10 protein-coding genes are annotated in these 14792 nt (G+C 36.3%); 6 read left to right on the forward strand and 4 right to left on the reverse strand.

The window, feature by feature from the left end:
* The first annotated feature begins 89 nt into the window (after positions 1-89).
* A complete protein-coding gene (locus BT999_RS00710; RefSeq protein ID WP_072695472.1) occupies positions 90-2054 on the forward strand; it encodes a molybdopterin biosynthesis protein in 1965 nt (654 codons plus the stop codon).
* Positions 2055-2177: 123 nt separating this feature from the next.
* Here the strand turns inward: BT999_RS00710 and BT999_RS00715 are convergent, their stop codons facing one another.
* The 4 genes from BT999_RS00715 to BT999_RS00730 all read right to left on the reverse strand — a co-directional run bounded on the left by BT999_RS00715 (position 2178) and on the right by BT999_RS00730 (position 8297).
* Positions 2178-3620 carry a hypothetical protein gene (locus tag BT999_RS00715; RefSeq protein WP_143145466.1) on the reverse strand — a complete coding sequence of 481 codons (1443 nt, stop codon included), beginning with the start codon at positions 3618-3620 and terminating at the stop codon, positions 2178-2180.
* A gap of 544 nt (positions 3621-4164) precedes the next feature.
* Positions 4165-5691 (reverse strand): carbon starvation CstA family protein, encoded by a 1527-nt coding sequence (locus BT999_RS00720; RefSeq protein WP_072695476.1) that lies wholly within the window; start codon positions 5689-5691, stop codon positions 4165-4167.
* A gap of 199 nt (positions 5692-5890) precedes the next feature.
* On the reverse strand, positions 5891-6541 hold the full coding sequence (lipB, locus tag BT999_RS00725; protein ID WP_072695479.1) for a lipoyl(octanoyl) transferase LipB: 651 nt from the start codon (positions 6539-6541) through the stop codon (positions 5891-5893).
* A gap of 100 nt (positions 6542-6641) precedes the next feature.
* Complete coding sequence (locus tag BT999_RS00730; protein WP_072695481.1) at positions 6642-8297, reverse strand: CTP synthase; 1656 nt, start codon at positions 8295-8297, stop codon at positions 6642-6644.
* Between the two features lie 423 nt (positions 8298-8720).
* On the opposite strand from BT999_RS00730, the gene BT999_RS00735 reads away from it, so the two are divergent.
* The 5 genes from BT999_RS00735 to BT999_RS00755 all read left to right on the forward strand — a co-directional run.
* Positions 8721-9548 carry a phosphoribosylformylglycinamidine synthase subunit PurQ gene (locus tag BT999_RS00735; RefSeq protein ID WP_072695483.1) on the forward strand — a complete coding sequence of 276 codons (828 nt, stop codon included), beginning with the start codon at positions 8721-8723 and terminating at the stop codon, positions 9546-9548.
* A 445-nt stretch (positions 9549-9993) separates the two neighbouring features.
* Positions 9994-12465: a heavy metal translocating P-type ATPase gene (locus BT999_RS00740; protein ID WP_084650531.1), complete on the forward strand. Its 2472-nt coding sequence runs from the start codon at positions 9994-9996 to the stop codon at positions 12463-12465.
* A 310-nt stretch (positions 12466-12775) separates the two neighbouring features.
* Positions 12776-13228, forward strand: a complete 453-nt coding sequence (ahbA, locus tag BT999_RS00745) for a siroheme decarboxylase subunit alpha (RefSeq protein WP_072695485.1) — start codon at positions 12776-12778, stop codon at positions 13226-13228.
* 186 nt (positions 13229-13414) lie between these two features.
* The gene (locus tag BT999_RS00750; RefSeq protein WP_072695487.1) at positions 13415-14305 is read left to right on the forward strand and encodes a flagellin N-terminal helical domain-containing protein; all 891 of its coding nucleotides are present in this window, start codon (positions 13415-13417) and stop codon (positions 14303-14305) included.
* 32 nt (positions 14306-14337) lie between these two features.
* Positions 14338-14792 (forward strand): tRNA (adenosine(37)-N6)-threonylcarbamoyltransferase complex ATPase subunit type 1 TsaE (locus BT999_RS00755; RefSeq protein ID WP_218587502.1); only part of this gene is annotated, 455 nt, incomplete at its 3' end.

Raw genomic sequence — 14792 nt, forward strand, 5'->3', positions numbered from 1 at the left:
ATTTTCGGAATAATTTAGAATTGAAACTTTCTTTTTTATATGTTATTTTTTGCATATCAATAATATGTTGTACTTTATACGGAGTAACTATGGAAAACGCCAAAAGAAATATATATTTAAAAACCTTAATTATTAAAGAAGCGGTTGAAAACGTTCGTAAAGAGCTTAACAGAGAGGCTTTAATTAAAAGTGAGATTATAGAATCTCAAAATGTTGTCGGGCGAACCAATGCCGAAGCGATTTTTGCGAAATATTCTTCGCCTACTTTTCATAGTGCGGCTATGGACGGTATTGCGGTTACTGCGAATAAAACTTTTGTCGCAAGAGAAGGACACCCGCTTGTTTTGGAATATGGCAAAGACTATTTGCCCGTGAATACGGGAAATACAATGCCTGATGGTTTTGATTCGGTTATTATGATTGAACAAGTTGTAAAGATTGATGAAACTAAAGTTAGTATAGAAAACCCCGCTTTTCCTTGGCAACACGTTCGTCGTATCGGGGAAGACATTGTGGCAACAGAATTGTTATATCCGCAAAATCATCGCTTTAGTGCTTATGATGTGGGTGTTTTGTTGAGTGCCGGAATTTGGGAATTAAAAGTTTGGGAACCTGTTAAAATTCGTATTATTCCTACGGGCGATGAAATTTTGGATTTTACCAAACGCCCCGAACCAAAAGCAGGGCAGGTAATTGAAAGCAATTCACAAGTTTTGTCGGCTTTGGCAAAAGCACAAGGTTGTATTGTTGAGCGGATTCCACCTGTTCCCGATACAATCGAAGCTGTAAGCAAGGCGTTAAAAGAAAGTTTAGATGCGGGAATTACTTTAACTATTTTGTGTGCCGGTTCTTCGGCTGGTTCAAAAGATTTTTCAAGGCGTGCCATAGAAGAACACGGAAGAGTCATTGTTCACGGTATTTCCGCCATGCCGGGAAAGCCAGCACTTTTAGGTTTATGTAAAGATAATAAAGGCGTCGAGCGTTTGGTTGCCGGAGCTCCCGGTTATCCTGTTAGCAGTATTGTGGCTTATGAAGAGTTAATGTCGCCGTTAATTTCATGGTTAGAAAGAGACTTTGTGGCAGAGCGTGAGTCAATTGACGTTGAGCTAACTCGTTCTATACCCTCAAAGCTTGGCGTTGAAGAGTTTGTGCGTTTAAGCGTTGGGAGAGTGAACAATAAATTTGTAGCGACTCCGCTTGGGCGTGGAGCGGGTAATTTAACGACGCTTTCAAAGGCTCATGCCGTAACTCGTCTTCCTTTAAACTCGGAAGGAGCCGAACAAGGGAAACTTGTGAAAGCGACTTTAGTTAGACCTAGGGTTGAACTTGAGTCAACCTTGGTTTGTGTTGGTAGCCATGATAATATCTTGGATCTATTGGCTGATGAGTTGATGACGCTTGATAAGCCAATACGTTTAGCTTCTACTCATGTAGGCAGTATGGGCGGGTTAACAGCTTTAAAGAATGGCTCTTGTCATTTTGCGGGAACGCACCTTTTTGACCCGGAAACTTCAGATTTTAACCATAGTTTTTTAAAAAAATACTTGCCTGAAAAACAGATTACTTTAATAAACTTAGCTTTAAGGCATCAAGGTTTTATTGTCGCTAAGGGTAACCAAAAAAATATTAAAGATATTCATGATTTAACCAGAAATGATGTTAAATTTATTAATCGCCAACGTGGTGCAGGCACTCGTATTTTATTGGATTATCATTTAAAACAAGCAAAGATAGACCCGAAGCAAGTTCTTGGCTACGATAAAGAAGAATTTACTCACATGACTGTTGCTGTTAACGTTTTAACAGGCACGGCAGATTGTGGCTTAGGCATTAAAGCCGCCGCAACTGCTTTGGGTTTAGACTTTATTCCGCTAGCTATTGAACGCTATGACTTAGCTATTCCGAGTGAATACTTAGAAGGTGCTACCGCCGAACCTAAGATGCTTGCTTTATTAGATATTATACGCAGTGAAAGTTTTTTAAAACGTGTTGAAGCTTTAGGTGGTTATGAAACTAAATTAAGTGGTCAAGTTCAAGTAGCAAAGACAAAGTAACAAAGACAAAGTAACAATGGTTTTGCAATGGTCTTGAATAGTTAAGTTTAGGTTTTATTTTTCATCTTACGCAATAAAAAAAGACACTCTTTTTGATTTAACAAAGAGAGTGTCTTTTTTGGCTTACTTATTTAGCTTGAGATAATATTCTTTAGCTTTTTTAGAACTATAAAAATAACAAAAAGCGACTATTGCTGGGAAAAGACCATTATAGTTAAGATCTTTGATTTGAGAATAAAGATAGAGATAGCTACCAGATGGGGCTATTTGTGTTATGCTTAGCGTTAAGCTTACAATCCAGATAAATATCCAGATATAAACGGTTTTAACGTTTTTTGCTTTATAAGACAGATATAAGTTTATTAATGGTAAAATACTCCAAACCAACACTGTAATCGCTGATATTATTATAAAATGACCATCAAAGATATATTGTATTATACATGACACAAACGACCAGGCGAAAGTATATAAACAAAAGATTCTGAAACATAAAATAGGCAGTTCAGCTTTGTTTTTATTAATCAGGTCAGTAGGGATTTCTCTTTGGTAAAAGACGTGTTTTACTTTTTTTGACGATAAAAAATAAATAAACCAAGCTGTTATAGTAAGAAGATTTTCTATGTCATATTGGTCAAAAGTGGAAAGAGATAAATTTGGTGTTATCCTGGTTGCAGCTAATAAAATCAACAATACCATGCAAAGAAGCGGAGTATACTTTTTTTGTTTCCATGCTGCAAATATACTTATTATCCAGACTAATACAGATAATACAGTATTTAAAATAAACAAGTAACTATAGAATAACGTTTCTGGCTGTGGATCGAGGATTTCTCCTCTTATGATGAGGTAGAAGAAGAACCGCATTGTAAACAGTAAATACTGTGAGTACCAGATAAAAAATATTAAGACAAACCCTGGTAAAACCCCCGAGTGCATCTTTTCTATAACCTTACGCACGATGCGAATATTCCACTGATTTGATTGTAAGTCATAATCCGTGTTAAACCATGTTTTAGCCTCGGGGTCGTTCGCAAAATACCACCATAAAGCAATAATCATCAACCCATAAAGGTTTGAGATAAGAGGCAAGTTGCTTAATAAAGAATAAATATTATGAGCTATAGCAGCTGGCAAATAAAATAAAAATGTCGAAATCAATAATACAAACAACCAGAAAAATATAGCATATCGGCTTGATTTAGACTTTAGCTCCTTTAAAAGTATAATGAAACCCAAGTTTGTTGCTGCTAAAATAAACATTGTGAGGTAAGCTGCAGTTTGTTTTAAAATATCTCCGAACGAACGATTAATATAATTATCGATTAAGTTTACAGCTAAAAATGCACTTGTTGTTAAAATAAAGATTACAGAAAATAATTTTAAGAGTCCTACACTGGTAGGTAGTCCTGCCTGTGGTGCTGACGTGTCAGGCTTTTGTAAGTTAAAGGCTGTTTTTACCGCTATAGAATTGTTAAAATATAAAACAAAAGCCCATAAAATAGTGAGTTGAAAAATAATAGAATATATTATGTTTAAAAGTATCTGTATACCTTCACGTGGCATGTAAAATCTAGAACTATCAATTGAATTAATGAAAATTAGTGTTATAATAATTATCGAACCTACGAGTAGCCAAAAAGTAGTTTGCAGGTAACTAAGAGTGTTTTTTATGGCGTGCGGACTGCGACTATATAAACCGTGGAAAACTGATATACTCCATACAAGTATGAAGAGCATAAATAATAAGCCGATTATAATAATTGGTGTTGCAGTGCGGTAATAGTATTTAGTGCTTGTGAACAGTAAAAAGAGATAATACATAGAAAATAATATACAAGAAACAATACTTAAACCTAACTGAGCCATAAAAATCTTGACTATGTTGGGCAAGGGTCTTTTTTCTGTTGTTACAAGCGAGTCTGTCATTTACTTTATTTCCTAAGTTATAGTTTTAATAAAATACGTTTTTATAATTAACTGAGCTATTATTGTTTGTCTAGCGTTTTGAGCTTATTGTAATTGTCTCGTTAGAATAAAAAAAGACACTCTTTTTGCTTGAACAAAGAGAGTGTCTTTTTTATGTATGTGTTAAATAACTATTTTATATTTAGAATTCTTGGCTAGTTGGTTTTGGTTTTTTTACCGGATTAGCTCTAAATTTATTGCCGAACAATAAAAATATTACTAAAGCTGCGATAGCACCACCGATACCAACTTTTGAAGCATAGTCAAAGCTTAAGCCAAAACCAATTGGGCTATAAGCAATAAACGCCATACACACAGAAGTCATAAAGGTAGCAGGTATAGAAATAAGCCAGTGTAACTTTGAACCTGTGCGAACAACATAAGCGGCCGCTGTCCAGAGAACAACAGTTGCTAAAGCTTGGTTAGCGAAACCGAAATAACGCCAGATTATTGTAAAATCTACATTTGTTAGGGCAATACCGACCGCAAATAAGGGGATAGCAACAAATAGACGATTAATGTTCTTTTTCTGAGATAATCCGACTGTATCAGCTATGGTTAAACGTGCGGCACGGAAAGCGGTATCGCCGGAAGTAATAGGTAATACAACAACACCTAAAATAGCCAAAATTCCGCCGATTGGTCCAAGTAAGGCTATGGAAATATGGTTTACAAAAGCTCCGGGGTTGTCGTTGTTAGCAGCCAAAAAGTTAAATAAGCCTTGGACAGCACTTGTGCCATTTTCAGGTGAATAAAAGAAGGTCATACCGGCTGTTGCCCAAATCAATGCGATTAAGCCTTCGGCAATCATAGCACCATAAAAGACACTACGACCACATTTTTCATCAGGGATACAACGAGCGACCATAGGTGATTGAGTAGCGTGGAAACCACTTAGTGCACCACAGGCAATCGTTACAAACATAAGAGGCCAAAGAGGTATTCCTTTAGGGTGTTGATTAACAAAAGCGGCTCCCGGATAAAATTCGTAACCTTTAACGATTAATCCACCAAGAACGCCAACCGCCATAATTAAAAGAATTATCGCAAAGATAGGATAAATTGGCCCGATAATTTTATCTATTGGTAAAAGAGTTGCTAAAAAATAATAAAGAAATATTACCACAACCCAACCGAGCATAACGGTTTTTGCGGCTGTTTCAGCAGGAAGATTAAAAAGGTTTGTTAAAAATTCGTTACTTAAGCTTGTTAACATACCGGCAGGGGCGGTTACAAAAACAACACCGACCAATAGCAACAGAACAACAGAGAAAACACGCATAAATTGTTTGAAAAAATAACCTAAATTTTCGCCAACTACGTCTGGAATAGAACGCCCGCCTGATCTTGCAGAGAGCATACCGGAAAAATAATCGTGTACTCCGCCGGCAAAAATAGAACCGGCAACTATCCAAACTAAAGCCCACGGACCATATAAAGCTCCGAGTATTGGTCCGAAAATTGGTCCTATCCCTGCGATATTAAGCAGTTGGATTAAGAATAGTTTTAGTGGGGGCATTTTAACAAAATCAACACCATCGGCCATAGTTGTTGCCGGTGTTGGATTATTTGGGTCAGGGCCGAATATTTTGTCGATCACTCGGCTGTAAATAGTATAACCGACAATCAAAACAGCCGCCGCAAAGAAAAAATAAAGATATGAGGGCATTTGTGTAACTCCTTAAATATAAAATAATAAATTATATCATTCATAATGCTACACTATTTTATATTCGTTGTAAAATTGAAAATATTGATAATTATTACGATATGTTGAGTATAGTGTTGGTATGATTTAAGTAAATAAAATCACAACTATTTTGTTTTTACTCTGTTATTATAGTCTATTAGTGTAATAAATGAAGCAATTATTTGTTTTTTGTAATATTAAAGTGAGTCTTAAAAACTGTGTTGAACTTTGCTTTATAAACTTCTTTTACTTCATCAACGGAAATATTTTTACCAGCTTCGTAAGATATTGAAGTAAGTTTCGCATTAGGGTCAGCACAAGGGATAATTGCCTCAAATAATTCAAAACTGTTTTCAACATTTAAAGAACAGCCGTGATAACTTAAACCTTTTTTTAGTCCAAGCCCGATAAAAGCGATTTTTTTGCCGTTTTCGAGCCAAATTCCGGCACTATTTTGTTTGCGTTTTCCTTGGATATTATAATGTTTTAGCGTTTCAATTAATACTTCTTCAAGGTCATAAACAAATTGTTTTAAACCGCCACTGCGTCCGATTACTTTCATAATAGGGTAGATGACAAGTTGCCCGGGCATATGGCAGGTTGCCCGCCCGCCACGTTTTATTTTTAAAACTTCGATATTATTTTCTTTTAAGGATAAAGCTGATTGTTTTAAATCAGAGTCTTGGCTGTTTCGCCCTAAGGTAATTGTTTTGGGGTGTTCAAGAATGATTAAAGTTTCTTGCCTGTCTTCTTCTAGTTTTTTTAAACAACGTTCTTGAATCGCTAAACTATTTGAAAAATCTAAAAGCCCAAGTTCTAATAAGTTCATATTAAAAATCTTTTATTTTAGTTGTTAGATATTTTATAAAAATTAGTTTGGTTGATAAATAAAAAGCCCGTGTGTTTTAATTTCACGGGCTTTAAAAGTATTATTTATTGGGTGATTTTTTCTTGCTCGCATATTCTTTGGAAGCTTGGATAAAATCTTTAAACAAAGGGTGGGGGTGCATGGGGTAAGACTTAAATTCCGGGTGAAATTGACAACCCAAGAACCATGGGTGGTCTTTTATTTCAATGATTTCTGCCAAGCGGCCGTCAGGAGAAACCCCGCTAAAAATCAGACCGGCTTTTTCCAAACGTTCTCTATATTCCATGTTAAATTCAAAGCGGTGGCGGTGGCGTTCGCTAATTTCTAAAGTGCTATAAGCTTTTTCGGCTAAACTACCCGCTTGTAAGACGCAAGGATAAGCTCCAAGACGCATTGTTCCGCCTTTATTGCTGTAATCATCACGTTTTTCCACGGCATTTGTTTTATGGTCAAACCATTCAGTCATTAAATAAATAACTTTGTTTGTTGAGATAGGGTTAAACTCTTCTGAGTTTGCATCGCTAAGACCTAAAACGTTGCGTGCATATTCGATTACCGCACATTGTAAACCTAAACAAATACCAAAGAAAGGAATTTTATTTTCTCTCAGATAGCGAATAGTTTCAATTTTGCCTTCTACACCACGAATTCCAAACCCGCCGGGAACCAATACTCCGTCAACGCCACGCAAGTGTTCGGCAACGTTTTGGCTAGTTATTTCTTCGGTGTTAATATGTTTAAAAATAATTTCCACACGATTGGCTAAACCACCATGATCTAAAGCTTCATAAACGCTTTTGTAGGCTTCTTTAAATTCAACATATTTTCCGGCGACCCCGATAGTTATTTTTCCTTGTGGATTGTTTGAACGATCCACCATTTCACGCCAAGGTTTTAAATTAGGATTTTTAGCCGGTAGGCGAAGCATAATCGCAACTTTTTGGTCAAAACCTTCTTCATAAAGGCGTAAAGGCACTTCGTAAATATTTTGTACATCAATGCAAGAAAAAACAGCATCAGTTTCAACATCGCAAAAAAGAGCTATCTTGCGTTTTAACTCAAGCGGAACGGCTTTTTCACAACGACAAAGAATAATATCCGGTTGTATACCAATGCTGCGAAGCTCTTTAACGCTGTGTTGGGTAGGTTTTGTTTTATGTTCACCGGCGGCATTTAAATATGGCACTAAAGTTAAGTGAATATATAAACAGCGATCACGCCCAATATCCCCACGCAGTTGGCGTATAGCCTCTAAAAACGGAAGCCCCTCTATATCACCGACAGTTCCGCCGATTTCAATAATGGCAACATCAAGGTCATCAGACGCAAGGCTACAGATACTTTGTTTAATTTCATCTGTGATATGCGGAATAACCTGAACTGTTCCGCCAAGATAGTCGCCACGTCGTTCTTTAGTGATTACAGTGTGATAAATACTGCCTGAGGTGTAGTTGTTTTTTTGGCTCATGGGCGTATTTAGATAACGCTCATAATGTCCTAAGTCTAAATCTGTTTCCGCACCGTCATCGGTTACAAAGACTTCTCCGTGTTGAAACGGGTTCATTGTTCCCGGGTCTACGTTAATATAAGGGTCGAGTTTTTGAATAGTAACCGTAAGACCTCTGGCTTGTAACAAAGAGCCCAATGATGCTGCCGCAAGACCTTTACCCAAAGAAGAAAGTACGCCACCGGTAATAAATATAAACTTAGTTTTCATGATTAAGATATGATCCTGTTTTTAATTTATAAATAAAATGCTTAAACCTTTCTCAAAACACGCTTTGTTTTTATATTTTTATAAAGACAAGTTTTTTGAGCAAATCCGAAACAAAACTTAAGAACTATTTAATATCTCTTATTAAATAGTATAATTTATTGGGTATGCAATTTTCTTTTTTAAAAAAACCTTGCTTTTAAGCCAAAAATCTTTAAGTGTTTATTAAAAGCTTTAATTAAAAAGTCTAATGTACTTAATCTGACCTGTCAAAGAATTTAGACTGACTCAAATTATTGTTACATACTTTTATTATTATGCGATTGAAAACGTAATCTGTCAAATAACAAAAAGCATTTTACGAGTATTTTTTTTAAATTTTGAATAAGTAAATAAATTAATATTATAAAGCGTAGGAGTCTGAAAATGGCTTTAGTTAAAACTTTGGTAATTACCGGTTATGGAACAAACTGTGAAAACGAATGTGCTTACGCCGCTAAAAAAGCAGGGGCAGATGAAGTGAGTATAGCTCATTTTTCTGAACTTATAACAGGTAAGTTTAAGCTTGAAGACTTCAACTTTTTGGTTTTTCCCGGTGGTTTTTTAGACGGAGACGACCTTGGTTCCGCTTTGGCTGCTGCTCAACGCTGGAGGCACGCGAGGCTTGATAATGGAGCTAGTTTATTAGACGAATTAAATAAATTTGTCTCTAAAGGTGGAATCGCTTTAGGAATCTGCAACGGTTTTCAGCTTCTTACCAAGCTCGGCTTATTGCCGGCTTTACCAGAAAACGATAAAAAAACACCAAGTTATTTTACTCCTCAATTTTCTTTAGGGCATAATAACTCAGGGCGTTATGAAGATCGTTGGTGTTATTTAAAGGTGAATGCAAAAAGCCCTTGTGTGTTTACTAAAAATCTTGATTTTTTATACCTTCCCATCAGACACGGCGAAGGTAAGCTTGTTGCCGATACTCCTGAACTTTTTAATGCACTTAAAGAAAACAATCAGGTTGTATTGCAATATGCTAACCCTGAGAATAAAATGCCTACAGAAGAATATCCGCTAAATCCTAATGGTTCCCCCGAAGGTATAGCAGGGATCTGCGACCCAACAGGGCGTATTTTTGGACTAATGCCACACCCGGAGGCTTTTAACGATAAAACAAACCACCCGGCTTGGACAAGAGGCGAAAGTTCCGAGCTTGGAACAGCCTTATTTGTTGGTGGAGTGAATTATTTAAAAAGTATTTAGTTTTGGAAACCTCTAAAACCAGAGGTTTCTTTGATACGTTTTATAATTTTAAAAAAGACCTAAGAGCATAGAATTTTTATCTATATTGTTAGGTCTTTTGTTTTGTTGTTTGACATCATTTAAAGACCATTGCAAAACTCTGTTTTGCGTGCTTTTATCATCGTTTTATGCTCTGTATGGGCATAGCATAAAACGTCTTAATACACAAAAACCACTCATTTTACAGGAAAATTAAATTTTCCTTATTCATAGTTTTTGGAGTGTCTTTCTGGAGTATCTTTTTGGCGAAAGCCACTTTGAGACTATTGTGCAATAGTCTCATTTATATTATAGCTAGAGTAGTATATAATGTAGTGAAGCTATTAAGCGTTGTTTTACTTTAATATAATAACGACTATTGTATAATATAGCGTTTTTATGATGTATTGTTTTATAAGGATATTATATGCAACCGCAAGCTCAAGAATTAATTCAAACAAATAAAGATAATAGTACAAAAATAGAACATCTTACTTTAAAAGTTAACGGCATGCATTGTGCCGCCTGTTCCGCTCGCATTGAAAGAGTTTTAAGTAATACTAACGGAGTAAATAAGGCAAGCGTAAACCTAGTAAGCAGTCAATTGAGTTTAAGTTATGTTCCTGAAATTATCAGCTTGGAAAGTATTTTTGAAAAAGTTGCAAGCTTGGGCTTTAGTCTTGAATTACCTGCCGCCGAAGACGATTTATTGTCAAACATGAAGCAAAGACAAAAAGACGAAACGGAAAGATTAAGAAAGCAGGCTTTAAACTTAATCCCCAATCTTGGGCTTGCCTTACCTTTATTAATTATTTCTATGGGTGAGATGTTTGGATTAAACTTACCTGAGTTTATTTCTAGCACTCATTCACCAAAAATGTTTGCCTTTATACAGTTTATTCTCTGTACTCCGCTTTTGTGGTTGGGGCGGAATTTTTATATTTCTGGCTTTCGTCAGTTGTTTAAAGCCAGCCCTAATATGGATTCTTTAGTGGCATTAGGCACGGGGGCAGCATATTTATATAGTTTATGGTTTAGTTTTGTTGTTTGGTTTGGTCAAAATACTGTGGAGCTTTCCGCTACCATGGCTTTAGATGGTCATCATGCTGCGATGAATGGTGCTATTGGGCAACTTTATTATGAATCGGCGGCTGTTTTATTGGCGATGATTTCACTCGGAAAATATCTTGAAGCTCGCTCTACTCATAAAGCGGGGAGTGCGATTGAGGGTTTATTAAACTTAGCACCTGAAACCGCTACAAGAGTGTCATTAGAAGCGAATGAGCAAGAAGAGCTTGTTTCAGTTTCCGCCCTTTTGGTGGGTGATTATATTTTGATACGCCCCGGAGAGCGTGTTCCCGTTGATGGTTTGGTGATAAAAGGGCAGTCTAGTGTTGATGAATCCATGTTAACAGGCGAAAGTTTGCCTGTGTTTAAAGAAAAAGGCAGTAATGTTGTTGCCGGTTCTTTAAATAAAAACGGAAGTTTTGTGATGCAGGCACAAAAAATAGGCTTAAATACAAGTTTAGCACGCATTGCACGCATGGTGCAAGATGCACAAAGTTCAAAGCCTGACTTGGCTAAACTGGCGGATCAAATCAGTCTTTATTTTGTTCCAACAGTAATGGCTATTGCTCTTTTAAGTGGAGTCTTTTGGTTTTTTTATGGCGATCTTGCTTTGAGTTTAAAACATTTTGTTTCCGTGCTTGTTATCGCTTGTCCTTGTGCTATGGGCTTGGCTGTTCCGACCGCCGTTATTGTTTCATCAGGTAGGGCGGCAGAGCTTGGAATTTTAGTGCGTAATGGTGCGGCTCTTGAAAGAGGTGCTAAAGTACAAACCATTTTGATGGATAAAACAGGGACACTCACAGAGGGAAAGCCAAAGTTAAAAGATATTATTATATTAACTGATGAGAATAATTTTGACTTTTCAGAACTCAAAGCAGTAGCACAGCTTTATAGTTTAAGTTTAGAAGAACTTTTGGTTTTAGCTTGTGCTACTTTAGAGGCTAGCTCCGAACACCCTCTGGCAGATGCACTGATTCAAGCCAAAACAGAGCTTTATACACAACATAATTTAATAGATAGTACCTTTGAACTAAACCTTATAGAGAATAGTTTTAATAGTGTAGCGGGTAAAGGGGTAGAGGCGGAGTTAAATATTGTAAGCGGTGCAAAAAATATGACTTTTCATATTGCCTGTGGAAATAGATTGTTTATAGAAGAGTTAAATCAAGTTAAGTTAACGGCGAAAGAATCAGACATTATGCAGGCCGTAGCCACTAAAGGACAAACTCCTTTGTTGTTAAGTATCAATAAAATTTTAGTTGCTGTTTTGGGAATAGCCGATAGCCCAAGAGAAGAATCTAAGGCTGTTATCCAAGAGCTTAAAAGATTAAATATTGAAGTAGTAATGCTCACGGGTGATAATCAGGAAACAGCAAAAGCAGTGTGTAGTGAACTTGGCATTAAACAGTATCATGCCGGGTTGCTCCCCGGTGATAAAGCCAACATTATTCATGAGTTTCAAGAAAAAGGTTTGGTTGTGGCAATGATTGGGGACGGCGTAAATGATGCACCCGCATTAGCTAAAGCAAACCTTGGTATTGCTATGGGCAGTGCGATTGATATTGCTGTTGATGCCGGAGATTTGGTCTTGTTAAAACCCGGTCTTGTTGCCTTGCCAACTGCTTTAAGATTGTGTTCGGCAACAGTAAGGAATATTAAACAAAATTTATTTTGGGCGTTTGCTTATAATTTATTGGGTATTCCCGTTGCTAGCGGAATTTTATCAATTTGGGGTGGACCAACCCTGTCCCCTATGCTTGCAGGAACAGCAATGGCATTGAGTTCTGTTTCTGTTGTTACCAACGCTTTACGCCTACGTTATTTTAAGTAATACCATTGCAACACTCCGTTTTGCGTGGTCTTTTTCATCGTTTTATATGGCCTAAAACGTTTTAATACACAAAACTCACTAATTTTACAGGGGAATTAAATGTTCTTTATTCGTGATTTTTGGAGTGCCTTTCTGACGCAAGCTACTATGAGACTATTGTGTAATAGTTTTACAGTGGTTTTTTCTTTGGTTGACAAAGATTCGCTAGAATAGAATAATCAAAAAAGAAACAATTATAAAAACATAATATATTTAAGTAGTTTTTTATTTTATTAAATTCCAAAATCTTATCAATTAAGGAAATAATTTTATGCTAGATCAAACAGATAAACGTATTCTTGATATTATTCAGGGGGATTTTCCTCTGGCTTCTCGTCCGTATAAAGTTATAGCTGAACAAACAGACTTAAGCGAAGAAGAAGTTTTGACTCGGGTTAACAATATGCGAAAAAATAAAATTATTCGCCGTTTGGGGGCTAATTTCCAATCGGCTAAATTAGGTTTTCGCAGTACCCTTTGTGCCGCCAAGGTGCCTGATGAGAAGATGGAAGAGTTTGTTGCCTTGGTTAATAGTTATAAAGGAGTAACACACAATTACCTTCGCAGGCATGATTATAATATTTGGTTTACTTTTATAGGAAGCTCTTGGGAGTCAGTTTGCAATCAACTTTTAGAAATTGAAAATAAAACCGGTATAAAAATCCTCAACTTACCGGCTAAAGAATTATATAAAATCAAGGTAAACTTTAAACTCGAAGATTAAACTTAAATTCATTTTTTATTTAACATCTTGTTATTGTTGAATAATAAAAAAAATAAAAAAAATATAACTTTTTCCTAAAGAGTTTCTGACAAGAGACGATAAGCTAATCAACAGATGTGAATTGCAAGGATGCAAAAACAACACATCTGAAAATAAAGATTTTTTAAATATTCATGGAGGAATATTATGGCTCTTGTTATCAATCACAACTTAATGGCAATGAACGCTGCTCGTAACTTAAGTCAGGCTTATGGTGCTTTAGGTAGCTCTGTTTCAAAACTTTCTTCAGGCTTACGTATTACTACTGCTGCTGACGATGCTGCTGGTTTGGCTATTCGTGAACTTATGCGTGCAGAAATTGCGTCTTTAAACCAAGGCGTACGTAATGCTAACGATGCTATTTCTTTGATTCAAACTGCCGACGGTGCGTTGGGCGTTATCGATGAAAAGCTTATTCGTATGAAAGAGTTAGCTGAACAAGCTGCTACTGGTACTTATAGTTCTACTCAGCGTTTAATCATTGATTCTGAATACCAAGCTATGGCATCAGAAATCACTCGTATCGCCAATGCTACTAGCTTTAACGGTGTTCACCTCTTAAACGGTAACTTGTCTGGTGATAACCATAATGGTGCAGGTTTAGTTTCTTCCGGTAAATTAAAAGTTCACTTTGGACCAAATAACCAAAGTGCTGAAGATTACTACTACATTAAGATTGGTAACTCTACCGCTTCTTCTCTTGGTGTTGGTAATAACTCTGCAGCTGGTGATGGACACAGCATTTCTACACAACAAGGTGCACAGAAAGCTCTTGAAGCACTTAAAGAGGCGATTTCTTCAAAAGACGATATTCGTGCTAACCTTGGTGCTATGCAAAACCGTCTTGAAAACACTATCAGCAACTTGCAAATTCAAGCTGAAAACATTCAGGCTGCTGAATCACGTATCTCTGACGTTGACGTAGCAACCGAAATGACCGAATTTGTTCGTCAACAAATTCTCAGCCAATCAGCTGTAGCTATGTTGTCTCAAGCTAACTCATTGCCAAAGATGGCCATGACTCTTATCAACGGCTAATTGCTAGATTAAGTTGTAAAGGTTTAATACATTTGGACACCTTCGGGTGTCCTTTTGTTTTTTGGGGTTTTTGTAAAATCATTAACAGAAAAAATAAACTTAGTGGTTCTGTTGATTGTGATAAGTTTCCGATTATTTTGTTAAATGGAACTTTAGGTATGGGAAAAACTACTGTTTTCATGGCTATAGTGCTTTCAAGTTTGAAAAAAGAAGCTGTTGATTTTTCTAGTCCAAGTTTTAATCTTTATAATATATATCCGACTGTTTTTTTGGGCTTTTGTAAAATCATTAACAGAAAAAATAAACCGAGTGGTTCTGTTGATTGTGATAATCTTCCGATTATTTTGTTAAATGGAACTTTAGGTGTTGGAAAAACTACTGTTTTCAGAGCGATAGTGCTTTCAAGTTTGAAAAAAGAAGCTGTGGATTTTTCTAGTCCAAGTTTTAATCTCTGTAATATATATCTGACTGTTTTTTTGGGGCTTTC

It is taken from the genome of Desulfovibrio litoralis DSM 11393, assembly GCF_900143255.1.
GTDB lineage: Bacteria > Desulfobacterota > Desulfovibrionia > Desulfovibrionales > Desulfovibrionaceae > Frigididesulfovibrio_A > Frigididesulfovibrio_A litoralis.